The sequence below is a fragment of the Brevundimonas sp. RM1 genome, from assembly GCF_052907225.1.
Map to the genome: position 1 here is coordinate 36708 of NZ_JBRERY010000006.1, position 25133 is coordinate 61840.

The 25133-nt window shown below is 66.4% G+C and carries 25 protein-coding genes; 6 read left to right on the plus strand and 19 right to left on the minus strand.

What is annotated here, in order from left to right; all coding sequences use genetic code 11:
* Positions 1-10: 10 nt before the first annotated feature.
* Positions 11-2263: an ATP-binding protein gene (locus ACU5AP_RS07915; protein ID WP_446681034.1), complete on the minus strand. Its 2253-nt coding sequence runs from the start codon at positions 2261-2263 to the stop codon at positions 11-13.
* Complete coding sequence (gene dusB / locus ACU5AP_RS07920) at positions 2263-3312, minus strand: tRNA dihydrouridine synthase DusB (RefSeq protein ID WP_446681035.1); 1050 nt, start codon at positions 3310-3312, stop codon at positions 2263-2265. Before dusB ends, ACU5AP_RS07915 begins: the two co-directional genes overlap by 1 nt.
* Before the next feature lie 65 nt (positions 3313-3377).
* On the opposite strand from dusB, the gene ACU5AP_RS07925 reads away from it, so the two are divergent.
* Positions 3378-4520 carry a bifunctional 2-C-methyl-D-erythritol 4-phosphate cytidylyltransferase/2-C-methyl-D-erythritol 2,4-cyclodiphosphate synthase gene (locus ACU5AP_RS07925; RefSeq protein WP_446681036.1) on the plus strand — a complete coding sequence of 381 codons (1143 nt, stop codon included), beginning with the start codon at positions 3378-3380 and terminating at the stop codon, positions 4518-4520.
* Between the two features lie 8 nt (positions 4521-4528).
* Here ACU5AP_RS07925 and ACU5AP_RS07930 read toward each other — a convergent pair whose 3' ends face one another.
* A complete protein-coding gene (locus ACU5AP_RS07930; RefSeq protein ID WP_446681037.1) occupies positions 4529-5833 on the minus strand; it encodes an ATP-binding protein in 1305 nt (434 codons plus the stop codon).
* Complete coding sequence (locus ACU5AP_RS07935) at positions 5830-6483, minus strand: response regulator (protein ID WP_446681038.1); 654 nt, start codon at positions 6481-6483, stop codon at positions 5830-5832. Before ACU5AP_RS07935 ends, ACU5AP_RS07930 begins: the two co-directional genes overlap by 4 nt.
* Positions 6484-6545: 62 nt before the next feature.
* On the opposite strand from ACU5AP_RS07935, the gene dsbD reads away from it, so the two are divergent.
* The 4 genes from dsbD to ACU5AP_RS07955 all read left to right on the plus strand — a co-directional run bounded on the left by dsbD (position 6546) and on the right by ACU5AP_RS07955 (position 10956).
* The gene (gene dsbD, locus ACU5AP_RS07940) at positions 6546-8498 is read left to right on the plus strand and encodes a protein-disulfide reductase DsbD (protein ID WP_446681039.1); all 1953 of its coding nucleotides are present in this window, start codon (positions 6546-6548) and stop codon (positions 8496-8498) included.
* Positions 8495-9319 (plus strand): TlpA disulfide reductase family protein, encoded by an 825-nt coding sequence (locus tag ACU5AP_RS07945; protein ID WP_128720045.1) that lies wholly within the window; start codon positions 8495-8497, stop codon positions 9317-9319. The genes dsbD and ACU5AP_RS07945 overlap by 4 nt, the downstream gene beginning before the upstream one ends.
* A 123-nt stretch (positions 9320-9442) precedes the next feature.
* Positions 9443-10102, plus strand: coding sequence for a DsbA family protein (locus ACU5AP_RS07950; protein ID WP_223850718.1), 660 nt, complete (start codon positions 9443-9445; stop codon positions 10100-10102).
* Positions 10103-10158: 56 nt separating this feature from the next.
* A complete protein-coding gene (locus ACU5AP_RS07955; protein ID WP_088411700.1) occupies positions 10159-10956 on the plus strand; it encodes a lysophospholipid acyltransferase family protein in 798 nt (265 codons plus the stop codon).
* Here ACU5AP_RS07955 and ACU5AP_RS07960 read toward each other — a convergent pair.
* From ACU5AP_RS07960 to ACU5AP_RS08010, 11 genes are read right to left on the minus strand one after another with little or no spacing between them, the layout of a single operon-like run.
* The gene (locus ACU5AP_RS07960; protein ID WP_128720043.1) at positions 10953-11762 is read right to left on the minus strand and encodes a MetQ/NlpA family ABC transporter substrate-binding protein; all 810 of its coding nucleotides are present in this window, start codon (positions 11760-11762) and stop codon (positions 10953-10955) included. The two genes, ACU5AP_RS07955 and ACU5AP_RS07960, sit on opposite strands and share 4 nt — an antisense overlap.
* 19 nt (positions 11763-11781) lie before the next feature.
* Positions 11782-12438: a methionine ABC transporter permease gene (locus tag ACU5AP_RS07965; protein ID WP_088411696.1), complete on the minus strand. Its 657-nt coding sequence runs from the start codon at positions 12436-12438 to the stop codon at positions 11782-11784.
* Positions 12438-13427, minus strand: a complete 990-nt coding sequence (locus ACU5AP_RS07970; RefSeq protein WP_191001898.1) for a methionine ABC transporter ATP-binding protein — start codon at positions 13425-13427, stop codon at positions 12438-12440. Before ACU5AP_RS07970 ends, ACU5AP_RS07965 begins: the two co-directional genes overlap by 1 nt.
* Position 13428: 1 nt before the next feature.
* Positions 13429-13830, minus strand: coding sequence for a HesB/IscA family protein (locus ACU5AP_RS07975; RefSeq protein ID WP_128720041.1), 402 nt, complete (start codon positions 13828-13830; stop codon positions 13429-13431).
* A 10-nt stretch (positions 13831-13840) separates the two neighbouring features.
* The gene (locus ACU5AP_RS07980) at positions 13841-14239 is read right to left on the minus strand and encodes an SUF system Fe-S cluster assembly protein (protein WP_088411695.1); all 399 of its coding nucleotides are present in this window, start codon (positions 14237-14239) and stop codon (positions 13841-13843) included.
* Between the two features lie 5 nt (positions 14240-14244).
* On the minus strand, positions 14245-15498 hold the full coding sequence (locus tag ACU5AP_RS07985) for an aminotransferase class V-fold PLP-dependent enzyme (RefSeq protein WP_128720040.1): 1254 nt from the start codon (positions 15496-15498) through the stop codon (positions 14245-14247).
* Positions 15477-16499, minus strand: coding sequence for a Fe-S cluster assembly protein SufD (gene sufD / locus ACU5AP_RS07990; RefSeq protein ID WP_446681040.1), 1023 nt, complete (start codon positions 16497-16499; stop codon positions 15477-15479). Before sufD ends, ACU5AP_RS07985 begins: the two co-directional genes overlap by 22 nt.
* Positions 16496-17245, minus strand: coding sequence for a Fe-S cluster assembly ATPase SufC (gene sufC, locus ACU5AP_RS07995; protein WP_046653971.1), 750 nt, complete (start codon positions 17243-17245; stop codon positions 16496-16498). The genes sufD and sufC overlap by 4 nt, the downstream gene beginning before the upstream one ends.
* 21 nt (positions 17246-17266) lie before the next feature.
* The gene (gene sufB, locus ACU5AP_RS08000) at positions 17267-18733 is read right to left on the minus strand and encodes a Fe-S cluster assembly protein SufB (RefSeq protein WP_446681041.1); all 1467 of its coding nucleotides are present in this window, start codon (positions 18731-18733) and stop codon (positions 17267-17269) included.
* 3 nt (positions 18734-18736) lie between these two features.
* Positions 18737-19873 carry a cysteine desulfurase family protein gene (locus tag ACU5AP_RS08005; RefSeq protein WP_446681042.1) on the minus strand — a complete coding sequence of 379 codons (1137 nt, stop codon included), beginning with the start codon at positions 19871-19873 and terminating at the stop codon, positions 18737-18739.
* Positions 19870-20337 (minus strand): Rrf2 family transcriptional regulator, encoded by a 468-nt coding sequence (locus ACU5AP_RS08010; RefSeq protein WP_046653966.1) that lies wholly within the window; start codon positions 20335-20337, stop codon positions 19870-19872. Before ACU5AP_RS08010 ends, ACU5AP_RS08005 begins: the two co-directional genes overlap by 4 nt.
* A 161-nt stretch (positions 20338-20498) precedes the next feature.
* On the opposite strand from ACU5AP_RS08010, the gene ACU5AP_RS08015 reads away from it, so the two are divergent.
* On the plus strand, positions 20499-21149 hold the full coding sequence (locus tag ACU5AP_RS08015) for an alpha/beta hydrolase (protein WP_003164840.1): 651 nt from the start codon (positions 20499-20501) through the stop codon (positions 21147-21149).
* Positions 21150-21160: 11 nt separating this feature from the next.
* Here ACU5AP_RS08015 and ACU5AP_RS08020 read toward each other — a convergent pair whose 3' ends face one another.
* From ACU5AP_RS08020 to ACU5AP_RS08035, 4 genes are all read right to left on the minus strand, one after another.
* Positions 21161-22141: a TerC family protein gene (locus ACU5AP_RS08020; protein ID WP_128720036.1), complete on the minus strand. Its 981-nt coding sequence runs from the start codon at positions 22139-22141 to the stop codon at positions 21161-21163.
* A 108-nt stretch (positions 22142-22249) separates the two neighbouring features.
* A complete protein-coding gene (locus ACU5AP_RS08025; RefSeq protein WP_223850717.1) occupies positions 22250-22951 on the minus strand; it encodes a DUF6624 domain-containing protein in 702 nt (233 codons plus the stop codon).
* Positions 22952-23008: 57 nt separating this feature from the next.
* On the minus strand, positions 23009-23965 hold the full coding sequence (locus ACU5AP_RS08030; RefSeq protein WP_128720035.1) for a DMT family transporter: 957 nt from the start codon (positions 23963-23965) through the stop codon (positions 23009-23011).
* Positions 23966-25105, minus strand: a complete 1140-nt coding sequence (locus ACU5AP_RS08035; protein ID WP_128720034.1) for an anhydro-N-acetylmuramic acid kinase — start codon at positions 25103-25105, stop codon at positions 23966-23968.
* Positions 25106-25133 lie beyond the last annotated feature (28 nt).

Below are 25133 nucleotides of genomic sequence, written 5' to 3' on the forward strand. Positions count from 1 at the left end.
GACGCCTCGCTTAACTCGCCACGCTCGCCGCGCCGGAAGCGCGATGAGCGGACTTATGGTTCTGGGTCAGTGGGAAGATCAGGCATACGCGCGCGCCCGATAGTGTTTCTGCGTCAGCCAGCCGCAACTCGCCGCCGTGGTCCTCGCAGATGCGCTTGACGATGGCCAAGCCCAGGCCTGTGCCCTTCTCACGCGTGGTGACATAGGGCTCAGTCAGCCGGTCGCGATCCTTGGCGGGCAGGCCGACGCCGTCGTCCTCTATGGTGAAGACGGCGCGCTCATCCTCAATGTCGAGCCTGGCGATGATGCCCAGCGCCTCTTCAGCGACGGGATCGCGCGCCCGCTTGGCGCCGACGGCCTCGCCCGCATTCTTCAGGATATTGGCCAGGGCCTGGCCCACCATGCGGCCGTCGCATTGCAGTACCACGCTGGGCAGCGGCTCCACCAGATCCACCCCGATATCAGGCACGGCCACACGCTGGGCGAACACCGCCTCGCGCAGCATTTCAGCCGGGTTCTCCATCGAGAAGCGTGGGGCGGGCATACGGGCGAAGGAAGAGAACTCGTCCACCATTCGACCGATGTCGCCTACCTGACGAATGATGGTCTCCGTGCAGCGATCGAACACCTCGACGTCATCGCCCACGCGTTCGCGATAGCGACGACGCAGGCGTTCGGCCGACAACTGGATCGGCGTCAGAGGGTTCTTGATCTCATGGGCGATGCGGCGCGCCACGTCGCGCCAGGCAGCGTTGCGCTGAGCCGTGACCAGACGGGTGATGTCGTCGAAGGTCAGCACCATCTCGCCGCCCTGCCCGCCCTCGATGCGGACCCGCAAACGCAGGGCCTCGCCGTCGCGGCTGACGTCGATGTCTTCTTCGATATGGGCCTCGCCACGCTCGGACAGTTCGCCCAGTTCCGGCGCCACATCGGCCAGACGAAGGCCCTGCACCTGTTCGGGGTCGAGACCCAGCAACTGACTGGCGCTGTCGTTGATTGCCGAGATGCGACGCATCCGGTCCAGACCGATCACGCCCGCGCTAACGCCTGACAGAACGGTTTCGATGAACAAACTGCGGCCCTGCGCCTCGTCCGAGGCGGTCTTCAACGCAGCCTGCTGGGTCTTGATGTCCTCGGTCATCCGATTGAAGGCCTCGGACAGGACGATGATTTCGGACGGCGCTCCGGCGTTGTCGACCCGCGCGTCCAGATCGCCCCCAGCCACCTGGTCCGCCGCCTTCACCAGGCGCCCGATCGGCGCCGAGATCGAACTGGCCGCCGACATGGCCAACCAGACCGCGCCCACTAGCACCAGCAGGGCCGTCTCCAGATAGCTAAGCGCAAAGGCCGCCTGGATGCGCGCACGGCTTTCCTCGGCGGCGCGATAGGCGGTGATGGATTCCTCGCCGTTGCGCATGCGCTGGATCAGGCCCGGCGCCAGCGGTCTCACGACATAGAGATAGGCGTGGCCGTAATCCGGCAAGGGATATAGCGCCCGAACCATGTCGGGGTTTTCCGTCACCGTCGTCGGGGCCACCTCGCCGCCGGCCACGGTTTCGAAAGCCTCACGCGGCGGCGCGACATAGGGCGGCGCGCCCGGCTGTTCGCCGCTGGCGAGAACGCGCCCCTCGTCATCCAGAATGTAGAGCGCCGGATAGCCGAAGAAATCGCCGATCTGAGACAGGGCGCGCGAGAACTGGATCCGATTGTCGAACAGGTCGCGTACTCCGCCCAGTTCAGTCGCCATCGTCTCCAGATCGACCTCCAGCCCGGCGCCTACGTCGGCGACATAGGCGCGGCCGATCTCGGCGCCGTTCTCGACCGCCGAACGGACATTGGTGCTGAACCACTGATCCACTCCTCGGTTGACCAGCAGGCCGAACACCAGGGCGATCAGCACGGCCGGCACGACGGAGACGAGCGAGAAAAGCGTGACGAAGCGCAGGTGCAGGCGCGCGCCCGGATCATTCCGATTGCGCGTCAGGCGCAGCACTCGTCCGCCGATCACCGCCGCCAGGCCCGCGATCAGGATCAGATTGGCCAGAAGAATGAACAGCACGACCTGGCTGGCCGCCGTGCGCGCATCGCCGCCCGCCGTAGCGCCCGGCGCGATCGCCACCAGCCAGATGGCGGCGGCGGTGATCAGAAAGGCGATGGCGTAGGCGGTTCCGAACAGGGCCCGGGCGCGACCATCGGCGAGACGGCCCCAGAACGAGCGTTCTGGGGTCTGTGGCTCAACCGTGTAAACGGGCGCGTCCGACATCAGGCCACAGCTTCGAACACCTGTGTCCTGTTTTCAACATCGAAGTTGCTCAAATGCGTCACGCCTAGCCATAAGTCGGTCAGGGCAGTCTCGACCTCTTCGGGGGTCTCCAGGCGACATAGGCGGGCCTTGGCGGCGCGACGCTCCGCCGGATCGGCAGGCCAGGGCGCCTGTTCGATGTACCAGCCCAGGTGTTTGCGGAACATTTTCAGCCCCAGCGGCAGGCCATAGAAGGCGGCGGACGCCCGCAGATGCTCGATGACGATGGCCAGACGCTCTTCGCGATACGGCTCCTGAAGCTGTGTCCCGTCAATCAGAGCGCGCTCCAGATGCGCCGCCAACCAAGGCCGTCCATAGACCCCGCGTCCCAGCATCAGGGCGTCGGCGCCCGAACGCTCCAACGCCTCACGCGCCTGTTCGGCCGTGATGATGTCGCCGTTGACGATGACCGGGATGGCGACCGCCTGCTTGACCTCGGCCACGGCGTCCCAGTCGGCGACGCCGGTGTAGAACTGCTTGCGCGTGCGGCCGTGCACCGTGACGGCGGCGACGCCCAGAGTCTCGGCCCGGCGCGCCAGATCGGCGGCGTTGTGGCTGTTCTCGTCCCAGCCCAGCCGCATCTTGACGCTGACCGGGCGGCTGACGGCGCCGACGACCGCCGCCATGATCCGCGCGGCTTGATCCGGCGTGCGCATCAGGGCCGAGCCGCAGGCGGCGCCGGTGACTTCCTTGGCCGGACAGCCGAAATTCAGGTCGATGAGGTCGGCGCCCGCCGCCTCGGCCATGCGCGCGCCTTCGGCCATGGCGACCGGATCGCCGCCGACCAGCTGAATCACGGTCAGGGGCAGGCCCCCGCCCACGGCGGCGCGACGCACAACGTCGGGACGGGCCCGCGCCAGTTCGGCCGCGGCCACCATCTCCGTCGCCACATAGGCGGCGCCGAGCTTTGACGCCAGCACACGGAACGGCAGGTCCGTGATCCCGGTCATGGGCGCCATCAGCACCCGCCCTGCGATCTTCACATCGCCAATCTGCAACCCGGTCGTCATGAGGCTCCTTAGCGCCGAAGAAGGCCCCTCTCGTCAAGCGGAACCGGGACGCCTAGAAGACCGGCATGGGATTCTCAGCGATCGTCGTGGCCGCCGGTTCAGGCTCTAGAGCGGGCGGCGGCAAACAGTGGCGCATCGTCGCCGGCAAGCCCGTCGTGCGCTGGCCGGTCCAGGCCTTGCTGGAGGCGGGCGCGCGCGAAGTCGTCATCGTGATCGCCGCTGACGCTGCATCGGAACTTCAATCCGCCCTTGCGGGCCTGACTGGGTGGCGGGCCGTCACGGGCGGCGACACGCGGGCCAAATCCGTCTGCGCAGGCCTGTCAGCCCTGACTGGCGCCGATGAAGAGCCGGTGTTGATCCACGACGCCGCCCGTCCCTTTTTGAGCCCTGAGGTGATCGCGGGCCTGCTGGTCGGTTTGGAAAGCGCCGACGGGGCCCTGCCCGCCCTGCCTGTCGCGGACAGCCTGCGCCGAGGCGATCAGGACATGGTCGTCGGCGCCGTAGATCGCGAGAACCTGTGGCGCGCGCAGACCCCGCAGGCCTTCCGCATCAAGACCATCCGCGACGCCTATGCCGTCTGGCCCGCCGATGAAGCCGCCACCGATGAAGCCTCCGTGGTCGAGCGCGCGGGCGGCCGCGTCCGACTGATCCCGGGCGATCCGCGCCTGATGAAACTGACCTATCCAGAGGATTTCGCCATGGCCGAGGCCCTGTCCGCCGCCCGCACCGTCACCCGCATAGGCCAGGGCTATGACGTCCACCGCTGGGGGCCGGGCGCCTCCGTCTGGCTGTGCGGGGTTGAGATTCCGCACGATCGGACCCTGATCGGCCACTCCGACGCCGATGCGGGTCTGCACGCCCTGACGGACGCCATTCTGGGCGCCATCGCCGACGGCGACATCGGCGACCACTTCCCGCCCAGCGATCCCAAGTGGAAGGGCGCCTCGTCTGATCGCTTTCTGGTCTACGCCGCGGAGCGTGTGGCCCTGCGCGGCGGGCGCATCATCAATGTCGATGTGACCCTGATCTGCGAGCAGCCCAAGGTGAAGCCGCACCGGCTGGCCATGCGCGAGCGGCTGGCGGACCTGCTGAAGCTGCCGCTGGACGCCGTGAGCGTGAAGGCGACGACCAGCGAGGAAATGGGCTTCGTCGGACGCAATGAAGGCCTGGCGGCGCAGGCTGTGGCCGCCATCGAAATGCCCGCCTGAGCCTTCGATCAGGCCGGCCGGATCGGCAGGCCGTGCAGTTCGACCCGCAAGCCGCCCAGCGCCGAGGGCGTAAAGCGCACAGCCCCGCCATGCGCCTTCATCGTCGACAGGACGATGGACAGGCCCAGGCCGCTGCCGCCGACCGGCGCATCGGAGGTGCGGAAGAAGCGGCGGCCCAGACGCTCCAGATCGGCCGTTGAAACGCCGGGACCGTCGTCCTCGACCACCAGAATGGCGTCGTTCTCCTGACCTTCGACCGCGACACGGATACGGCTGCTGGCCATGGCTTGAGCATTGGCCAGCAGATTGGCGGCCGCCGTCTCGAAACGATCCGGCTGAACGTAAACCCGGAAGGCCTGATCTAGGACTTCCAAACGCGCATCCGCGTCATTGGCGAACAGGGCGCGCAGGTCGATCCAGCGCCTATCGTCGGCTTCGATAGCCGCCTCGTCTTCACGCGCCAACGCCAGAAGCCCCGTCACAAGGCGCGCAGTGCGGTCGACCGAGGTCTGTATCTGCTCCAGCGCGTGTTTGCGCACGCCCTCATCCGTCGCATTGGCCGCGATCTGCGCTTGAACCCGCAGGCCCGCCAGCGGCGTCCGCAGTTCATGAGCTGCGGCGGCGGTGAACTCGGTCTCTCGGCGACGCGCTTCGCTGACGCGGGCGATCAGGTCGTTCAGCGCCGAGACGAAAGGCTGCAAGTCCTTGCCGCCCGGCGCCACATCAACCGGCGTCAGGTCGTCCGCTCGGCGACTAGCGAGCGCCTGGGTCATCTGCTGAATGGGCCGCAGGCCTGCCCCCACCGACCACCAGATCAGAACGCCAAGCGCCAGCAGGCCCAGAACAGCCGGCCCCAGCAGGCCGGTGACGACGCTGCCCACCAGATGTTCACGGACCGCGAGATTGTCGCCGACCATGACACGATAGCCGCCTTCGGGCACATGGACGGTGTAGACGCGCCAACGCTCGCCATTGATGACGCGTTCGGAGAATCCATCCGCGCCGCTGGCCAACATGGCGGATGGCGCGCTTCGCGACCGTGCGATCAACTCGCCCTGCATCGACCATATCTGGCAGGCCAGTTGCTGGTCATACGCCGCCAGACGGCCGCCCTCTTCTTCATTGACGACAGGCGACAGACTGCCCGGCTGCATCATGGACGACACCATCCGGGCCGACTCCATCAGACGTCGGTCCAGCACGCGCTGCACCTCATTGCGTGTCTGAACTTCGACCCAGATGACCGCCCCGCCCCAGACCAAGGCGGTCACCAGCGCCAGAATGGCGAACAGCCGCGTTCGGATGGACATCATTGGAGCTTGTACCCCAGACCGCGCACCGTGCGGATGAAGTCGGCGCCCAGCTTGGCGCGCAGGTAATGGATGTGGACCTCGACGGCGTTGGAGCCGATATCCTCCTGCCAACCGTAGAGGCGTTCCTCCAACTGGCTGCGCGACAGCACCTGCGACGGGCGCTCCATCAGGGCTTCAAGGATGGCGAACTCGCGCCGCGACAGGTGCAGGTCGCCCTCGCCCCGCCAGGCCAGACGCGACTTCGGGTCCAGCGTCACCCCCTCGTGCGACAGCGCCGGTTGCGAACGCCCCAACAGACGGCGACGGACCGCCCTTAGGCGCGCCGCCAGTTCATCCAGATCGAACGGCTTGCCCACATAGTCGTCGGCCCCGGCGTCCAGCCCCGCGATGCGATCGCGGCTATCGTCGCGCGCTGAAAGGATCACCACGCCGACGTCCATGTCTCGGCGCCGTACGAAGCGCAGGATCTCCAGGCCGTCGCCATCCGGCAGGCCCAGATCCAGCACGACCGCGTCAAAGGTCGAGCTTTCGAGCGCAGCCAGGGCTTCTTCGACCCTAGCGACCGGCTCGACGGTCCAGCCGCAGGCCCCAAGGCCGACACGCAATCCGTCCGCCAGAACCGGATCGTCTTCTACAGTGAGCAATCTCATTGGCTATTGATGCGAACCTCGGCTTAAGCCTGACTTAAGCTCATTCTCCGACCCAAACAGGTATGAAGATCATTCTCGCACGCCTCCTCGCGGCCCTGGCCGTCCTCATGCTGTCGGCTCCAGCGCCGAGCCTGGCCCAAGGGCTGGGGCAGGGCTTCGGCCAGCCGCTGCTTTCCCCAGAAGAGGCGTTCACCCTTCAGATTTCGCGTGAAGCCGACGGCGACCTAGTCTTCGCCTGGAAGATCGCGCCAGGGCACTACCTCTACAAGGACCATACGGCCGCCACGGCGCCGGACGGCAAGACTGCGCTTCCCCTTCGCCTTCGAGCCGGAGAAAAGAAGGACGACCCCGGATTCGGCGTCGTCGACATCTGGCGCGATGCTGGGCGCGCGGTTCTGTCGGCGGACGCGCTGAAGCGCGCAAACGATCCCGCGTCGATCAACATCACCTATCAGGGGTGTCTGGAAAACTCGATCTGTTATCCGCCGACCACGCGAACGGTTGACGTCCCCGCCCTGCCGAGCGCCCGCATCGCCTCGCGCGAGGCAGAAGCCGGAACGGCCCAGACCGCAGCCGTACTCGCCTTGCAGAAGACACCGGCGGCTCCGACGTCCGACGCCGCCGAAAGCGCCGAGGCGGAACCTGTGCTCATCGATTCATCTGAGCCGGATGTCGTTCTCCCCGCAGCCGCCATCCAGTTGCAACAGGATCAGGGCTTCGTTGACCGGCTGTCGCGCCAGGGAGGAACGGTCTGGGTGCTGCTGGCCTTTTTCGGATTCGGCGTGTTGCTGGCGTTCACGCCCTGCGTCTTTCCCATGTACCCCATCCTGGCGGGCGTCATCGGACGGGGCGTGGACGGGCAAGGCACGCGACGCGGCCTGCTGCTGTCGGTCGCCTATGTCCTGGGTCTGGCTGTGGCTTTCGGCCTGCTGGGCGTCGCCGCCGCCTGGTCGGGTCAGAACCTGCAGATGGTGTTGCAATCGCCCTGGGCCGTAGGCGGCCTGGCCGTCGTTTTCACAGTCCTCGCAGTTTCCATGTTCGGCGCCTTCGAGCTTCAACTGCCCTCAGCCTGGACCAGCCGCCTGTCGCGCGACACCGGGACGGGACGGCGTTCCGTGGTCTCGGCGTCTGGGCTGGGTTTCCTGTCGGCGCTTATCGCCGGCCCCTGCGTCACCGCTCCTTTGGCTGGAGCCCTGCTCTATATCGCCCAGACTGGGGATGTGCTTCTCGGCGCCGCCGCCCTGTTCTTCCTGGGGCTGGGCAAGGGCGTGCCGCTGATCGTCTTCGGAGCCGCGGGCGCGCGCTTCCTGCCCAAGGCTGGAGCGTGGATGAACCGCGTGAAGATCGTTTTCGGCTTCATCTTCCTGGGCATGGCCTGGTGGCTGGCCAGCCGCATCCTGCCGCCAGTCGCGACCCTATCTCTGGGCGCGGCCCTATGCTTCGCGGCCGCCGCCGCCCTGGGCCTGTTCCGCCCGGCGGCGTCGGGCGCCCTAAACAGCGTCGCTCGCGCGGCTGGCCTGATCGCCGCCGTCTGGGGCGTACTGCTGTTGATAGGCGTCAGCCTCGACGCCGTCAGTCCCTGGCGGCCCCTGGCCCCGCTGGCTCGCCCCGCGCTCGCGGCAGACAGCGCCTCTTCTCTCACAGCCGTTCCGGCGGTCGTGGTTGCCGACAATGCTGCGCTTGAGACCGCTGTCGCCCAGGCCTCCGCCAAATCTCGCCCCGCTCTGGTCTATTTCACCGCGGAATGGTGCGTCAGTTGCCGCGTCATGGAGCGCGAGGTTTTCCAGAACGATGAAGTCCTCGCCGAACTCGGCGCTGTCGACCTGATCAAGGTCGATGTGACCCAGAGCACGCCGGAAGTGCGCGATCTGCTCGACCGCTATGGCGTCGTCGGGCCGCCGACCATGATCTTCCTGTCCAGAACCTCGAAGGAAGCCGCCGAAAGCCGCCTGATCGGCGAGGCCTCGGCCCGCGCCGTCCTGACCTCGCTGGAACGAGCGGGGGCGGCCGAATGAACAGCCTGTCGCTCGGCCCCCTGGTCCTGTCCGGCGAGCGTTTCGCCATCATCGCCGGCGTCGTCGTCTTCATGATCGGCTCCAGCATCCTGGTCAGCCGGATCAGCGGCCGCTTCAACCTGTGGAGCACGGTCGTCGCCATCGGTGGGGTCGCCGTCGCCCGACTGGCCCATGTCGTCGCCAACTGGGCGTATTTCAGCGGCGACCCCCTGCGCGCCTTCGCCGTGTGGCAGGGCGGATTCACCTGGTTGTGGGTTCTGCCCTTCGTCGCGCTGGCCACCTTCCTGATTCTGAAGACCCGGCAGGAACGCGCCTGGGCCATCGCCCCTGTGGCGGCGGCCGCGCTGGTCTGGGTCACGACGCATCAACTGGCCTCGGCGACCGAGCCCTTGCCTCCCGCCGAACTGACTCTGGTCCAGCTGGAAGGCCCGCCGATCGATCTGGCCCAGTCCGTCAATCAACCCAGCGTCATCAACATCTGGGCGACCTGGTGCCCGCCGTGCCGCCGAGAGATGCCGGCCCTGGCGCAGGCCGAGCGCTCTCACCCCGACATCCGTTTCCTGTTCATCAATCAGGGCGAGAGCCGGGAGACGGTCGGCGAATACCTGGCGCGCGAGGGCCTATCCCTACGCCACGTCCTGTTCGACACCGGCATGGCCCTGCCGCGTCACTATCGCACGGTCGGCATTCCGGTAACGCTCTTCCTTCATGCGGACGGCACGCTGGCGAAAGCGCACATGGGCGAGATAGCGCCCGAACAGGTCGCCGCCGAAATCGCCCGCCTGAACAAGGCGCCGCCCGCCGCCTTAAGCGTGACTTAAGCGGACGCCTCGACCAAGAAGCATCAACCGTCGCTCTGGCGCGGTCCCTCCCCGACCTGATCGTGCATCCGCGCGTCGAACGAAGCAGGAAAGCCTGACCCGATGAAGAACCCCGCCCTCGCAATGAAGCTCGCCGTCGCCCTGACCCTGGCCGCGTGCGGTCCGGCCGACGCCGGCAACGCTCCGGCGACCGTCGCGGCGGCTGGGGCGTCGGGCGCTCAGGATCTGCCCATGGTGGCGGAAGTCGGCTTCAGCGACCTGCTGCGCGATCCGGCGACGCCGTTCATCGGCGCCGAGAACGCAGACATCATCATCATCGGCTTCATGGACTACAACTGCCCCTACTGCAAAATGATGATCCCAGAGTTGGAAGGCCTGATGAAGGCCGATCCCAAGGTGCGCATCCTCTACAAGGAATGGCCCATCTTCGGCGCCGTGTCCGAGAACGTGGCCCGCCTGGCGATGGCCGCCAACTACCAGGGCAAGTATCATGAGGTGCACAAGGCCTTCATGGGCGCCAAGGGGCGTATCGAGACCGATCAGCAGGCGCGCAGCCTCGCACGCGCGGCCGGGGTCGACATGAACCAGCTGGATCGTGACCTGGCCACGCATCGCGAAGAGATCGACGCGGTGATCCTGCGCAATACGCGCGAAGCCTCGGCATTGGCCCTGAGCGGAACCCCCGCCTTCATCATCAACGGCAACCTGATCCCCGGCGGCATGCCTCAGGCGCAACTGGAAGCCGTCATCGCCCGTATCCGTGCGGGTCAACCAGTGCGTTGATCTGACAGGCTTCACTTTACGCTCGCCTCTGAACGGCAGGCTGGCATAGTCGCCAGATGCGAAGCCTGCTGTTCAACATCGCCTATTGGGCGCTTTCCATCACCTACGGCCTGGCCGCCGCCTTTGCGGCCCTGGCGCCGGGCCGCAAGGCCACAAGCTGGATCATCCGCCGCTATGTCCGGCGTATGGTGCAGGCCATGAGCCTGTTCGCGGGCATCCGCATCGAGACGCGCGGCAAGGAACGAATCCCGACCGGCGCCTTCATCATCGCCTCGAAGCACCAGAGCTGGGGCGACGGCTTCGCCACCTATGATCAGTTCGACGACGTGGCCTTCGTCACCGGCGACCATCTGGAGAAGTTCCCCCTGTTGGGAACCGTGCTGAGGAAGCTGGGCGCCATCGTCGTCAACAACTGTGGCGGTCACGCCGCCCGCGCCGCGCTCAAGGAACGCGCCGCCGACGCCAATCGCGAGGGGCGCAAGATCCTGATCTATCCGGAAGGGAATCTGGCCAAGGTCGGCGAGAAGTACCGTTACCGCTCGGGCGTCTGGCACATGTATCGCGACTTCGACATGCCGGTCGTGCCGCTGGCGACCAACCTGGGCCTATTCTGGCCGCTGGAAGAGTACCGGAAGAACCCCGGCACGGCGACGCTGGAATTCCTCGAACCGATCCCGACCGGATTGCCCAAGGCCGAGTTCCTGGAACGACTGGAGGCGGCCGTGGAAGGCAAGACGGCGGAACTGATCGCCGAGGCGACGGGTCAGCCGGTCACGCCCGCCGTTCTGGTCTCCACCCCGGACGAGGCCGCCAAGGCCGCCGCAGCGGCCGAGGCGGTCAACGCCGCAGCCTAGGCCGCTGGGATCACAGCGCCTTCATACTTCGAAGCGATGAAGTCCTTGATCGCCTGACCGCGCAGGGCCTTGGCCAGGGCCTGGATGCGCGGGTCGTTCTGATTGTCCGGGCGGGCGACCAGATAGTTCACATAGGGGCTGTCGGCGCCTTCCAGTTGAAGCGCGTCGGTCTTGGGCTTCAGCCCGGCGTCGAGGGCGTAGTTGGTGTTGATCACCGCGCCGTCCACCTGGGGCAGGATCCGCGGGATGGTCGCGGCCTCGACCTCCTGGAACTTCAGCCCCTTGGGATTGGTCGCGATGTCGCGCACCGTTTGCAGCGGGTTTTGCGGATCCGCCAAGGTGATCAGGCCCGCCGCCTGCAGCAGCAGCAGGGCGCGACCGGTGTTCGACGCATCGTTGGGCAGAACCACCTGGGCGCCGTTCGGCAGATCGGCCAGCGCCTTGTGCTTGCGCGAATACAGGCCCAGCGGCTCGACGTGGATGCCTGCCACGGTGATCAGGTTCGTGCCGCGCGCCGTGTTGAACTCGTCCAGATAGGGCTTGGTCTGGAAATAGTTCACATCCAGCCGCTTTTCAGCCAGTTGCACGTTCGGCTGAACGTAGTCGTTGAAGACCTTGATCTCGATCGGCACGCCTTCGGCGGCCAGGATCGGCTTCACCTGCTCGAGGATTTCGGCATGCGGCACGGCGGTGGCGCCGACCAGCAGGGGCGCGCCCTCGGCCCCCGCCTTCTTGTCCGCGCCCTGGCTGCAGGCGGCGAGCGTCAGGACAGCGGCGGCGGACAGCAGCAGCGAACGGCGGATCATAGGGCAGGCTTTCGTAAAATCAGCGGTGCGAGACCTTAGCGACCAGACGGTCGCCGATCATCTGCAGAATTTGTACGAGGATCAGCAGCAGAACTACGGTCACGGCCATGACGTCGGTCTGGAACCGCTGATAGCCGAAGCGGATGGCCAGGTCGCCCAGACCGCCCGCCCCCACCACGCCCGCCATGGCGGTGTAGCTGACCAGGGCGATGGCGGTGACGGTCGCGCCGGCGATGATGCCCGGCATGGCCTCGGGCAACAGAGCCCGCGTCACGATCTGGAGGGTCGAGCCGCCCATGGCCTGGGTCGCCTCGACCACGCCCTTGTCTACCTCGCGCAGGGCCGTCTCGACCAGACGCGCATAGAAGGGCGCGGCCCCGACGACCAGCGGCGGAATGGCGCCCGCCACGCCCAGCGAGGTGCCGACCAGCAGCACCGTCACCGGCAGCATGACGATCAGCAGGATGATGAAGGGCACCGAACGCAGCACATTGACCACAAAGGACAGCAAGGCGTTCAGCACCGGATTGGCCGCCAGCCGCCCCTTGCCCGACAGATACAGCAGCACGCCCAGCGGCACGCCCAAGATCACCGTCAGCACCATCGACCCTCCTAGCATCAGCAGGGTGTCGATCGTCGCCTTGCCGATATCGGCCCAGTCCACATTGGCGAACATCAGACCGCCTCCACCACGACGCCGCGCGCGGCCAGTTGCGCCAGAGCCGCCTCGGCGTCGCCGCCGGTGAAGGCGACCGTCATCTGGCCATAGGGCTCGCCCCGGATGCGGCTGATCCGGCCCGACAGGATTGAGTAATCCACGCCCGCCGTGCGTGCGACGCGGCTCAGTTCCGGCTCATAGGTCGAGGGTCCGCGGAAGGTCAGACGGGCCATGCGCGCCCCGGCGGGCGCGACCGAGGCGTCGACCGTCTCCTCGCCCTCGGCCAGCATGGCGCGGGTCACGGCATGTTGGGGGTGCAGGAAGACGTCGGCCGTCGCGCCCTGCTCCACGATCCGGCCGTCCTTCAGCACCGCCACCCGGTCGCAGACGCGGCGCACCACCTCCATCTGGTGGGTGATCAGCACGATGGTCAGACCGAGGTCGCGGTTCAGCCCGTCCAGAAGGGTCAGGATGTCTTCGGTCGTCTCGGGGTCGAGGGCGCTGGTCGCTTCGTCGCACAGCAGGACGCTGGGTCCGCAGGCCAGGGCGCGGGCGATGCCGACGCGCTGCTTCTGGCCGCCCGACAACTGGGACGGATGCTTCTTGGCATGATCGGCCAATCCCAGCTGGGCCAGAAGCTCCCTCACGCGCGCCTTCACCTCAGCCTCAGGCCGCCCTTCCAGCCGCAAGGGGAAGGCGACGTTGTCCTCAATCGTCTTGGCGTTCAGCAGATTGAAGTGCTGGAAGATCATGCCGATGCCGCGCCGCGCGGCGCGCAGTTCGGCGGCGTACAGGGCGGTAATTTCCTGCCCATCAACGAAGACCTTGCCCGCATCAGGCGTCTCCAGCCGGTTGATGGCGCGGATCAGGGTAGACTTGCCCGCCCCCGAACGGCCCACCACGCCGAACACCTCGCCGCGCGCGACATGCAGATCGACGGCGTCCAGCGCCGTGCGGTCGCCCGCCGCGCTGCGATAGCGCCGGGTCACCCCCTCCAATCGGATCATGTCAGTCGGCGTCCAGAGCAGCGGCGGGGATGATGGTGACGCTCTCGCCGCAACCGCAGGCGTCCGTCTCGTTCGGATTGCGGAAGACGAATTTCGAGGCCAGCTTCGTCACCTCATAGTCGATTTCGGTGCCGATCAGGAACAGGACGGCCTTGGGCTCGATCAGGATGGTGACGCCCTTGTCCTCGACCACCTCGTCCAGCGGCAGGGCTTCTTTCGCATAGGCGAAGGTGTATTCCTGCCCGGCGCAGCCGCTGTTCTTCACGCCGACGCGGAGGCCGACGTAATCCTTCTCGGCGTTGTCCATGATTTCGCGCACGCGCGCGGCGGCGGCGTCCGTCAGGGTCACCGCCTTGGGCCGGGGCCGCCGGGGCCGGGTCGTTGCAGTCTGAAGTTCGGTCATCAGGGCCTCCTCAGAACATGTTCAGGGCCAGCTTGGCCTCATCGCTCATCTTGGAGGAGTCCCACGGCGGATCGAACACCAGGTTGGCCTTGGCGCTGCGCACGCCCTCGACCTTGGCCACCGCCGTCTCGACCCAGCCAGGCATCTCGCCCGCCACGGGGCAACCCGGCGCCGTCAGCGTCATCTCGACCAGCACGTCGCGGTCGTCAGACACGTCGACCTTGTAGATCAGGCCCAGTTCATAGATGTCGACCGGGATTTCCGGGTCGTACACCGTCTTCAGCGCCTCGATCAGGTCGTCCGTCAGCTTGTCCAGCTCAGCCTGGGACAAGGCGCTCTTTTGCGGCTCGTCCCAGCTGGCGGCGAAGGCGTCGCTGTCGCTGATCGCGTTGTCGGTCTTGGCGTCCATACTCGTCACACGAAGAAGTTCCGCGCCTTGATCAGCGCGTCCACGAAGGCGTCTGTATCCTCCATGGTGTTATATAGGGCGAAGGAGGCGCGTGCGCTTGCGCTGACGCCCAGTCTTTTCGCCAGAGGCTCGGCGCAGTGCAGCCCGGCCCGCACGGCGACGCCGTAACGGTCCATGATCTGGGCCACGTCATGGGCGTGCGCGCCCTCGACGGTGAAGGTCAGGATCGCGCCCTTCCCTTCCGCCTCGCCCAGAATCCGCAGCCAGTTGTGCCCCCGCAGGCGCTCGACGGCATGGTGATACAGGGCCATTTCATGCGCCTGAATCGCCGCCGGATCATATTGCGACAGCCACTCGACCGCCGCGCCCATGCCGATGGCTTCCAGGATCGGCGGCGTGCCCGCTTCGAAACGGTGCGGCGGCTTGGCGTAGGTCACGCCTTCCTTCTCGACCGTGACGATCATCTCACCGCCGCCCTGATACGGTGGCAGTGCCTCCAGCGCCTCAGTCGAGCCGCAAAGGACGCCGATGCCCGTGGGCGCGAAAAGCTTGTGCCCCGTCAGGACATAGTAGTCGCAGCCGATGGCCTGAACGTCCGGCGCCGCGTGGACCGCGCCCTGGCAGCCGTCGACCAGCACCCGCGCCCCGACCGCATGGGCAAGACGGGTGATCTCGGCGACCGGATTGATGGTGCCCAGCACGTTCGACATGTGGGTGACGGCGACCAGCTTCGTCTTCGGCCCCAGCAGGGCGGCGAAGGCTTCCATGTCCAGCGAACCGTCGTCCTTGATCGGCGCCCATTTCAGCACCGCCCCGCGCCGTTCGCGCAGGAAGTGCCACGGCACGATGTTGGAGTGGTGCTCCATCTCGGTGACGATGATCTCATCGCCCGGCTGGATCGACAGGCCGACGCCGTTGGCGACCAGATTGATCGCTTCGGTCCCGCCCTTGGTCCAGACGATATTGTCGGCCGAGGGCGCATTCAAAAAGCGAGCCACGATCTCGCGCGCACGCTCATAGGCCTCCGTCGCCTCGTTCGACAGGGTGTGCAGACCCCGGTGGACGTTGGCGTAGCTGCCCGTCATCGACGCGACCAGGGCGTCGATGACGGCGCGCGGCTTCTGCGCCGAGGCGGCGGTGTCCAGATAGATCAGCGGCTTTCCATTCACCTGTCGCGACAGGATCGGGAACTGCGCGCGTGCGGCATAGGGGTCGAACCCCGTCACGGAAGCGTTGGTCACAGGCGAGCCGTCAGCCATTCCCGCACCACCTCTCTGGCGCCTTCGTGCTCGATCCGGTCGACGACCTCGATCAGGAAGGCATGGGTCAACAGGGCGCGGGCCTCATCGGCCGAAATGCCGCGCTGCTGCATGTAGAACAGGGCGCTTTCGTCCAGCGTCCCGACGGTCGCGCCGTGGGCGCACTGCACCTCGTCGGCGTAGATGATCAGCTCGGGCTTCACGTCGATCTCGCCGCGATCCGAAGCGATCAGGCCGTGGTGGCCCATCCGGGCGTCAGTGTCGTCGGCGCCCTTCTGAACCAGGATCTTGCCCTGGAAAACGCCGCGCGCCTCGTCGCGGACCACGCCCTTGATCAGTTGGCTGGTCGTGCCGTTGGCCGCGACGTGGTCGATCACCGAGGTCTGATCCGAATGGCGCGCGCCGTTCAGCAGATAGAGGCCGTCCATGCGCGCGTCAGCGCCTTCCGCTCCGTGGCGCAGGCGGGTCTCAAGACGTTGCAGTTTGGCGCCGGTGGCGACGATGGTCTGACGATAGCGCCCGCCCGCCTCCAGCCGCACCTCGGCCTCGGCCACAGAAATGGCGTCGGCGGGCTCGTCGGTCAGGACGATCCGGATGACTTCGGCGTCGGCGGCGACGTCGATCTCGACCTTGTTGTGGGCGACATAGGCCGAGCCCTTGCCCTCATGCGTCTCCAACAGCAGCAGGCGCGCGCCGGGACGGGCGACGATGCGCGCCGCCGCCGTATGGCCCGTGCTGGTCGCATCCGAAATGAAGCGCAGGCGCAGCGTCTGCTCGCCCGAGGCGATGTAATCCTTCACCCCGACCGGGCGGCCGTTGGCGAAGACGACGGCGTCGCCGCCCAGATCATAGAACGGCCCCGGGGCGCCCACGACGGCGGTGCCGGACGGTTCAGGCGCTTCACGAAGAAAGCGCTTCAGATCACTGTATTTCCATTCCTCAACCCGCCGCGAAGGGAAGGTCGCCGCGTCAGTGAGGTCCAGCCGGGCCAGCGCCTTCATGCCGCCTCCGGCAGGAACTTGTCGTAGCCTTCCGCCTCCAACTCATGCGCCAGTTCCGGCCCGCCCGAGGCGACGATGCGGCCGCCCGCCAGAACGTGCACGCGGTCCGGTTTGATGTAGTCCAGCAGGCGCTGATAGTGGGTGATCACCAGCATCGACCGTTCTTGGCTGCGCATGGCGTTCACGCCGTCGGCGACGATGCGTAGGGCGTCGATGTCGAGGCCGGAGTCCGTCTCGTCGAGGATCAGCAGCGACGGCTCCAGCAGGGCCATCTGCAGGATCTCCATCCGCTTCTTCTCACCGCCGGAGAAGCCGACGTTCAGCGGCCGCTTCAGCATGTCGAAGTCCATCTTCAGCGACTGCGACGCCGCCTTGACCAGCTTCAGGAAGGCCGGGGCCGAAACCTCTTCCTCGCCGCGCGCGCGCTTCTGGGCGTTCAGCGCCGTGCGGATGAAGGTCATAGCCGGAACGCCGGGAATCTCGATCGGATACTGGAACGACAGGAACAGACCCGCCGCCGCGCGCTCGGCCGGTTCGATGTCCAGCAGATCCACGCCGTTCCACGAGGCGGAACCATCCGTCACCTCATAACCGGGACGGCCCGACAGGCTGTAGCCCAGCGTCGACTTGCCCGCCCCGTTCGGCCCCATGACTGCATGAACTTCGCCCGCAGGCACGTCCAGCGTCAGACCCTTGAGGATCGGCTTGTCGGCGACGGAGACGTGGAGGTTATTGATCTTAAGCATTGTTTTTCTTCTTCAACTCACTCAGCCGACCGAGCCTTCGAGGCTGATCGCCACCAGCTTCTGGGCCTCGACGGCGAACTCCATCGGCAGTTCCTGCAGGACGTCGCGGACGAAGCCGTTGACCAGCAGGGCCACGGCCTCCTCTTCCGACAAACCGCGCTGCTGGGCGTAGAAGAGCTGGTCCTCGGACAGGCGGGTCGTGGTCGCTTCGTGCTCAAGCTGGGCCGAGCCGTTGCGGACCTCGATATAGGGAATGGTGTGGGCGCCGCACTCCTTGCCGATCAGCAGGCTGTCGCACTGGGTGAAGTTGCGCACGCCGGTCGCCTTCGGGTGGATCGACACCAGGCCGCGATAGGTCGAGTCCGATTTACCCGCCGAGACCGTCTTGGCGATAATGCGGCTGCGGCTGTTCTTGCCCAGGTGCAGCATCTTAGTGCCGGTGTCGGCCTGTTGATGGCCGTTGGTGATGGCGATGGAGTAGAATTCGCCCGAGCTTTCCGCACCCTTCAGGATACAGGACGGGTACTTCCAGGTGACGGCCGAGCCCGTTTCAACCTGCGTCCAGCTGACCTTGGAGCGATCGCCACGGCAGTCGGCGCGCTTGGTAACGAAGTTGTAGATGCCGCCCTTGCCCTCGGCGTCGCCGGGATACCAGTTCTGAACGGTCGAGTATTTCACCTCGGCGTCATCCAGTGCGACGATCTCCACGACCGCCGCGTGCAACTGGTTCTCGTCGCGCATCGGCGCGGTGCAGCCTTCCAGATAGGAGACGTAGCTGCCCTTGTCGGCGATGATCAGGGTGCGCTCGAACTGGCCCGTCTGGCTGGCGTTGATGCGGAAATAGGTCGACAGCTCCATCGGGCAGCGCACGCCCGGCGGGATGTAGACGAAGCTGCCGTCGGAAAAGACCGCACTGTTCAGGGCCGCAAAATAGTTGTCGCTGACCGGCACGACGGTGCCGAGGTACTGACGCACCAGATCAGGATATTCACGCAAGGCCTCGGAAATCGGCATGAAAATCACACCCACCTTGGCCAGTTCCTCCTTGAAGGTGGTGACGACCGAGACGCTGTCGAACACGGCGTCGACCGCGACCTTGGGCGCGCCCTGGACGCCGGCCAGGACTTCCTGCTCCTTCAGCGGGATGCCTAGCTTGGCGTAAACTTCCAGCAGTTCGGGATCGACCTCGTCCAGAGACTTCGGCCCCTCCTTCTTCACCGGCGCGGCGTAGTAGTAGAGATCCTGATAGTCGACAGGCTCGTACTTCACCGCCGCCCAGGTCGGCTCTTCCATCGCCAGCCAGCGCTCATAGGCGGCCAGACGCCATTCTAGCATCCACTCCGGCTCGCCCTTCTTGTCGGAGATGAAGCGGATGATGTCGGGGTTCAGGCCCTTGGGGGCGAACTCTTGCTCGACGTCAGTGGTGAAGCCGTACTTGTATCGCTCCAGCTCCGCGACCGTATCGATTGTTTCCTGAACGATAGCCATAAGTTACGCGATTTCCTTTGCGCGCTCTTGCAAGCGTGCCTTGTGCTTGTCCCAGGCCATGACCCAGGCATCGGCGAACCGGGCCCAGTCAGCCTCGGTCGTGCCCCAGCCCCCGGAGACGCGCACGCCCCCGGTCGCCAGATGATGCAGCCCCATGGCGCTGATCGCCTTGGATGGCTTGACCTTGCCCGACGAACAGGCCGAACCGGCCGAGACCATGACCCCGACCAGATCGAGGGTGATCAGCTGCTGCGGGCTGTCCCAGCCCTCAACCGCCATGAACAGGGTGTTGGGCAGGCGCTCGACCGCGCCGCCGATGACGGTCGCACCCGCCGCCTTGACCTTGGCCTCGGCCGCGTCGCGCCAGGCGACATGAGCCATGGCGGCGTCCAGATCACGCGCGGCGCAGTCGGCGGCGACGCCGAAGCCGGCAATCCCTGGCACGTTCTCGGTTCCGGCGCGGAGGCCCCGCTCCTGTCCAGAGCCATGCAAGATGCGCACGGCTGAAACGCCGTCCCTCAGCACCAGAGCGCCCACACCCTGCGGCCCGCCCAGCTTGTGCGCCGAAAGGGTCAGGCTGTCAGCGCCGAGCACACGCATGGTCACGGGAATCTTGCCCGCCGACTGAATGGCGTCGACATGCAACCAGCCGCCTGCCGCGCGAGCCAGAGCCGCCGCCTCAGCGATCGGCTGGATCACGCCGCTTTCATTGTTGGCGTGATGAATAGCGACGACCGCACGGCCCGGACGCGCCAACGCCTCGGCCAGCCAGGCCAGATCGAGCACGCCATCCGCATCCACCGGCAGAACTTCAACCGGAACGCCGCTGACGGCGGCGGCCTCGGCCACGCAAGGGTGCTCGGTCGCGCCGACGATCAGTCGCTCACAACCAGCGGCCAGGGCGCTGTGGATCGCCTGGGCGTTGGACTCGGTCCCGCCCGAAGAGAAGATGATCGCCGTCGGATCGGCGCCGACCAGATCGGCCACCTGGGCGCGCGCCGTCTCGATACGAGCTCGGGCGCGTCGACCGGCGGCGTGCACGGCCGAAGGGTTGCCGTTGTCGGCCAAGGCCTTAGCCATGACTTCCTGAACTTCAGGACGAACCAGACCCGAGGCGTTGTAATCCAGATATACGCTCACGCTGCTGCCTCCATGGACGCCGGATCCTTCTGACCCATGCGCGCCCGGTTCGTGCGTTTTTCAATCACATCGGCCAGGCTGACCCCGGCGAGATAGCGATGGATCTCGGCGCCCAGATCTTCCCAAAGATCGTGGGTGATGCAGCGCGCACCGCCCGTCATGCATCCGCGCGGCGTGCCGTGGGCGGCGCAGCGCGTGGCGCGGATCGGCTCGTCGACGGCCAGGACGATGTCGGCAACGACCGTCTCCTCCGGCCCCTTGGCCAGGCGATAGCCGCCGCCCGGCCCGCGAATGCTCTTCACCAGCCCGCCCTTGCGCAGCCGTGCGAACAACTGCTCCAGATAGCTGAGCGAGATTTCCTGACGGGTGGCGATTTCGGCCAGGGACACGGCCCGGCCCGAGCCGTTTTTCGCCAGATCGGCCATCGCCATCACGGCGTAACGACCCTTTGTCGAAAGGCGCATCCCTATAACCTCAAAATTCTAACGCTTTTCGGGGCGGCCATGCTAAGACCCCCGGCCTCGCTGGCGAGTGCGTCACGCACCGGGGACTTAGAAAGTCCTACCTCCTCGGTCAAGTATTATCCGTCCGGCGAAACCTCTATTGATTGTAGGGACCGCGATCCATGCCTGAAGTCATTCTGCCCGGCGCCTCTGGCCGCATCGAAGGCCGTTATTCGCCTGGCAAGCGGCCTGATGCGCCGATCGCCCTGATCCTGCACCCGCACCCCAAGGCGGGCGGGCACATGAACAACCCGGTCGCTCTGACGATGCACCAGCTGTTCGTTCAGCGCGGGTTCGCCACCCTGCGCTATAACTCGCGCGGCGTGGGCAAGTCCCAGGGCGAGTTCGACAGCGGCATCGGCGAACTGGCCGATGCGGCCACGGCGCTAGACTGGCTGCAGGCCAACAACCCCGCCGCCACCCAGACCTGGGTCGCGGGCTATCAGTTCGGCGCCTACATCGGCATGCAGTTGCTGATGCGCCGTCCCGAGACCGACGGCTTCATCTCGGTGTCCCCGCCCTCGAACATCTACGACTTCAGCTTCCTGGCCCCCTGCCCGGCCTCGGGCCTGTTCCTGCATGGCACGGCCGACACGGTGGTGCCCCCGGCCGAGGTCGAGCGCGTGGTCAATAAGCTGCGCACCCAGAAGGGCATCGTCATCGACTATGAGCTGGAAGAAGGCGCGACCCACTTCTGGCAGGACCATATCGGCGCTGTCGAGCGCCGCGTCGGCGCCTATCTGGACAAGCGCCTGGCCGAAAAGCCGGCCTGACGTCCCGAAGATCAGCGCGGAGGTCCGGCCTCCGCGCGGGTCCGCCACAGGGACCAGACCACTCCCGTCGCCAGGATCGCCGCCGTCACCGACAGAGAGACGGCGGGCGGCACCTTCTCGATCCCCAGCAGTGGCGCAGCGAACACCTTGCCGCCGATGAAAACCAGCAGAACGGCCAGCGCCTGCTTCAGATAGGCGAAGCGGTGAATCACCGCCGCCAGGGCGAAATAGAGCGCCCTCAGCCCCAATATGGCGAAGATGTTGGACGTGTAGACGACATAGGCGTCCGTCGTGATGGCGAAGACCGCCGGCACGGAGTCCACGGCGAAGATCACGTCAGCGATCTCGATCGTCACCAAGGCCAGAAACAGCGGCGTAGCGTGCAGCTTCACCTCGCCGGAGCGGCGGCTTTGCGTGCGGACAAAGAAGGCGTGCCCGTGCAGGTCGTTCGTCACCCGCATCCGTCGCCGGAACCACTTCAGCAGGGCGTTATCGGCGATGTCCGTTTCCTCGCCGCGCGCAAAGAACATCTTCACGCCCGTGAGGATCAGAAACCCGGCAAACAGATACAGCACCCAGTGATAGCGGGCGACCAGCACCGCACCCCCGCCGATCATGATCGCCCTCAGAACGATGACGCCCAGCACCCCCCAGAACAGAACCCGGTGCTGATAGAGACGCGGCACGGAAAAGGCGCTGAAGATCAAGGCGATGACGAAGACATTGTCCATCGCCAGACTTTTCTCGACAGCGTAGGCGGTCAGGTATTCGACGGCGCTGTCAGCCCCTTGCGATGACCACAGCCACGCGCCGAAGGCCAAAGCCACGGCGACGTAGAAGGCGGACAGCGCCAAGCTTTCGCGAACCCCGATCTCATGATCGCGCCGATTGAACAGCCCTAAATCCAGCGCCAGCAAGGCGATGACGACCGTCAGGAAACCCGCCCACATCCAGACGGGCTTGCCCAACCACTCCAATAGCAACAGTTCCATCGACGCCTTCGCGAGCCGTTTCCAACGACGCGGCCGACATCGCGATGAAGGGTCGCCAGAGGGGCCCGGTCCGCTATGACCTCAACGCATGGCGACGGCGAGCGTTGCTCAGTTTTCGCGGCAAGTCGGCCAGGAGGCGAAACGCGCTTCGTACTGCGCCAGCGTATGCGGAAATCCTGCTTCCGCGCGACGGCGGTCGGCGTTCGCGGGATCCTCGAGGTTGTCGTAGTCGATGACCCAGCGTCCATTCTTGCAGGTCACTTGCGTCCCGTAGCGTTGCGGACGCCCCTCGTTCACGGCCAGTCGATCGTACATCAGACCGAACTGCGCCCCATCAACCTCGCCCGTCGCCACGAGAGGCTCGAGCACCGGCACGAAACGTCGCCACTGCTCAAGGTTTGAATGCTGGATGATGAGAAAGGCCGTCTGCGACGGCCCCTCGCCATAGCGGCTTTTGAGGAACCAGCCTTCCGGCGGCAGCATGGCGAGCAAGGCGTTGAGATTGGCTTCGTCCACCTCCTCCTGAACCTGCCACATCGCCTTGTTGGCGGCCTGCTCCTGATCCGGAGGAAGAATACTCAGATCGACTTTCTGCATCGCCTGTCGCCCCATCTGATCCAGGCGATACATCCGGAGAAAACGTTCCTCGTGATCCTGAGGAGGCGGCGCTTGCGCTTGTCGTCGCTGTTCCTCGGTGATTGTTTCAAGCACGGGAGCAATCAGGGCTTGCGCCTCAGCGCTCAGTTCACTGGTGGGCGAGGTGACCTCTGCCTGACCCAACAGAAACAGTGTGGCGATCCATGCAATCATGTGTCCCTCCCTGATGAAGAACTTGGACCGCAGATTAAGACGGAATTACGTCGTTCTCTAGTGCTCGCCTTCCGCCGCCGCCACAGCCGCCGGGCGGTGAGCGCGAACGCACCAGACGACGCTGACGATCATCAAAATCATGGCCACGACCTCGATCACCGTCGGGCCGCGCTGCTCCCAGATGAAGCCATAGATAAAGGCGAACAGCGTCTCGGACACGATCATCTGCCCCAGCATGGTGAGGGGCAGAAGGCGGCTGGCCTGGTTCCAGAAGGCGTTGCCGATGACGGAGGCGAAGATGGCCACCCCCGCGCTGACGCCGATCAGGCGCAGCCAGGCGTCATCCGTCATGCCGTCCAGCATGAACAGCGACGGGATGACCAGCAGCAGCGCCAGCCCTCCTGTGACCACGCCGGTCAGCAGCGACCACTCATGCGGGGTGACGTCAGGCAAGCGTCCCATCCAGCGACTGTTGCCTACGGCGAAGGCGGTCCAGGACAGCAAGGCCGCCACGGCGCAACCCAGGCCGATCAGGGTGGCCGTTCCGCTTTGCGCCGCCGCGCCGCCGCCCTGGCTGAGCGACTCCCAGCCGATCAGGCCGACGGCCAGCGCCGCCACGGCGATGGGCGGCGCGACACGCGACAACGGCGGCGACTCCTTGTCCCGCAGCCCCCACAAAGCCACCACCACGGGCACCATGCCCACGATCAGAGCCGAAGCCGCAACGCCCGCGTAATGCACCCCGACCACCAGGAAGGCGAAGTAGACCAGGTTGCCCGCCAGGCTCAGCCAGACCAGAGCGCCCCACGCCTTGCGCGTCAGAGCCGCCGTCACCCGCCGCCAGCGCGGCGCGATCAGTAGGACCGCGATCAGACCATAGGCGAGATAGCGCCCCGCCGTCAGCAGCAGGGGCGAGGCCTCTGGCACGACCTTAGGCGCCAGGAAGACCAGCCCCCACAGAGCACCCGCCGCCAGACCGCTGGCGACGCCCCAAAAGCGTGATGAGGCGGCCACCTATTCCGCTCCCGGCTCGACGATCCGGCCGCCGGTCATGGGGGCCGGAACGCCCGTCGTGCCGGGGAAGCTGATCGGCAGGCCCAGACGGCAGCGCGCGGCCAGGAAGGCGAAAGCCTCAGCCTCGATCGAGTCGCCGCGCCAGCCCTTGTCCTCAGCCGTAGAGACGGGAACGCCGACACGTTCACGAATGGCGGCCAGCAGCACAGGGTTGTGGCGACCGCCGCCGCAGACGACGACTTCCTTCGGCTGTTCCGAACAGCGAGCGACGCCCAGGGCCACGGCCTGAGCCGCGAAGGCGGTCAAGGTGGCGGCCGCGTCCTCCAGCGACAGTTCCGTCACCGGGTCCAGCGAAAAGTCAAAGCGGTCCAGCGACTTCGGCCCGGTCGCCGCGAAATAGGGATGTGCCAGGTAAGCGTCCAGCACGACCGGATCGACCGTTCCCGCCGCCGCCAGACGGCCGCCCTCGTCCATCCGCTTCTTCATGCGGGACTGGACCAGAAGATCGACCATGCCGTTGGCCGGGCCGGTGTCAAAGGCCTCCAGCCCGCCGTCAGCGCGGATCAGGGTGATGTTGCCAACGCCGCCGAGGTTCAGCACGGCGACCGGCCCCTCCATCCCCGCCTTACGGACCAGCGCCGCGTGATAGACAGGGGCCAGAGGCGCGCCCTGCCCGCCGGCCGCCACGTCGGCGCTGCGGAAGTCGTAAGCCACCGGCACGCTCAGGCCTTCAGCCACACTGACGGCGTCGATCAGTTGGACGGTGCGGCCCGGAGCATCCGGCGTCGGCGCCTCGTGCAACACCGTCTGACCGTGCACGCCGACCAGATCCAGCGCGCTGGACTTCACCCCGTTCACAGCCATGAAGCCGAGGGCGGCGGCCAAGTGCGCATCGGCCACCGCCATGCGGGCGTCCTCAAAGCTGTCCGGCTCTTCCTCGTCGCGTTCCCAGTCGAAGGCGTCGTCGATCGCGTCCTCGATGATGGCGCGGGTCTCGCCGTCCAGCTTCATCTCACCAGCGGGGCCGAAGGACAGGATGTCGTGACCGTCGGTCTCGATCACCGCCATGTCCACGGCGTCCAGCGAAGTGCCGGTCATGAAGCCGAGCACGCGGAGAGTCTTTTTCGGGGAGGTCGTCATGGCGGCTTGACTGCCACGTCGAGCGCGA

What these genes read in the sequence shown, in the direction of transcription:
- ACU5AP_RS07915 (WP_446681034.1), bottom strand. Translation starts at nt 2,263, where the DNA reads ATGTCGGACGCGCCCGTTTACACGGTTGAGCCACAGACCCCAGAACGC.
- dsbD (WP_446681039.1), top strand. Translation starts at nt 6,546, where the DNA reads ATGAAGATCATTCTCGCACGCCTCCTCGCGGCCCTGGCCGTCCTCATG.
- ACU5AP_RS07975 (WP_128720041.1), bottom strand. Translation starts at nt 13,830, where the DNA reads ATGACCGAACTTCAGACTGCAACGACCCGGCCCCGGCGGCCCCGGCCC.
- ACU5AP_RS08035 (WP_128720034.1), bottom strand. Translation starts at nt 25,105, where the DNA reads ATGACGACCTCCCCGAAAAAGACTCTCCGCGTGCTCGGCTTCATGACC.
- ACU5AP_RS07985 (WP_128720040.1), bottom strand. Translation starts at nt 15,498, where the DNA reads ATGGCTGACGGCTCGCCTGTGACCAACGCTTCCGTGACGGGGTTCGAC.
- ACU5AP_RS08025 (WP_223850717.1), bottom strand. Translation starts at nt 22,951, where the DNA reads ATGATTGCATGGATCGCCACACTGTTTCTGTTGGGTCAGGCAGAGGTC.
- ACU5AP_RS07980 (WP_088411695.1), bottom strand. Translation starts at nt 14,239, where the DNA reads ATGGACGCCAAGACCGACAACGCGATCAGCGACAGCGACGCCTTCGCC.
- ACU5AP_RS08010 (WP_046653966.1), bottom strand. Translation starts at nt 20,337, where the DNA reads ATGCGCCTTTCGACAAAGGGTCGTTACGCCGTGATGGCGATGGCCGAT.
- ACU5AP_RS08020 (WP_128720036.1), bottom strand. Translation starts at nt 22,141, where the DNA reads ATGGAACTGTTGCTATTGGAGTGGTTGGGCAAGCCCGTCTGGATGTGG.
- dusB (WP_446681035.1), bottom strand. Translation starts at nt 3,312, where the DNA reads ATGACGACCGGGTTGCAGATTGGCGATGTGAAGATCGCAGGGCGGGTG.
- ACU5AP_RS07960 (WP_128720043.1), bottom strand. Translation starts at nt 11,762, where the DNA reads ATGATCCGCCGTTCGCTGCTGCTGTCCGCCGCCGCTGTCCTGACGCTC.
- ACU5AP_RS07950 (WP_223850718.1), top strand. Translation starts at nt 9,443, where the DNA reads ATGAAGCTCGCCGTCGCCCTGACCCTGGCCGCGTGCGGTCCGGCCGAC.
- ACU5AP_RS07955 (WP_088411700.1), top strand. Translation starts at nt 10,159, where the DNA reads ATGCGAAGCCTGCTGTTCAACATCGCCTATTGGGCGCTTTCCATCACC.
- sufD (WP_446681040.1), bottom strand. Translation starts at nt 16,499, where the DNA reads ATGAAGGCGCTGGCCCGGCTGGACCTCACTGACGCGGCGACCTTCCCT.
- sufB (WP_446681041.1), bottom strand. Translation starts at nt 18,733, where the DNA reads ATGGCTATCGTTCAGGAAACAATCGATACGGTCGCGGAGCTGGAGCGA.
- ACU5AP_RS08015 (WP_003164840.1), top strand. Translation starts at nt 20,499, where the DNA reads ATGCCTGAAGTCATTCTGCCCGGCGCCTCTGGCCGCATCGAAGGCCGT.
- ACU5AP_RS07935 (WP_446681038.1), bottom strand. Translation starts at nt 6,483, where the DNA reads ATGAGATTGCTCACTGTAGAAGACGATCCGGTTCTGGCGGACGGATTG.
- sufC (WP_046653971.1), bottom strand. Translation starts at nt 17,245, where the DNA reads ATGCTTAAGATCAATAACCTCCACGTCTCCGTCGCCGACAAGCCGATC.
- ACU5AP_RS07970 (WP_191001898.1), bottom strand. Translation starts at nt 13,427, where the DNA reads ATGATCCGATTGGAGGGGGTGACCCGGCGCTATCGCAGCGCGGCGGGC.
- ACU5AP_RS07930 (WP_446681037.1), bottom strand. Translation starts at nt 5,833, where the DNA reads ATGATGTCCATCCGAACGCGGCTGTTCGCCATTCTGGCGCTGGTGACC.
- ACU5AP_RS07925 (WP_446681036.1), top strand. Translation starts at nt 3,378, where the DNA reads ATGGGATTCTCAGCGATCGTCGTGGCCGCCGGTTCAGGCTCTAGAGCG.
- ACU5AP_RS07945 (WP_128720045.1), top strand. Translation starts at nt 8,495, where the DNA reads ATGAACAGCCTGTCGCTCGGCCCCCTGGTCCTGTCCGGCGAGCGTTTC.
- ACU5AP_RS07965 (WP_088411696.1), bottom strand. Translation starts at nt 12,438, where the DNA reads ATGTTCGCCAATGTGGACTGGGCCGATATCGGCAAGGCGACGATCGAC.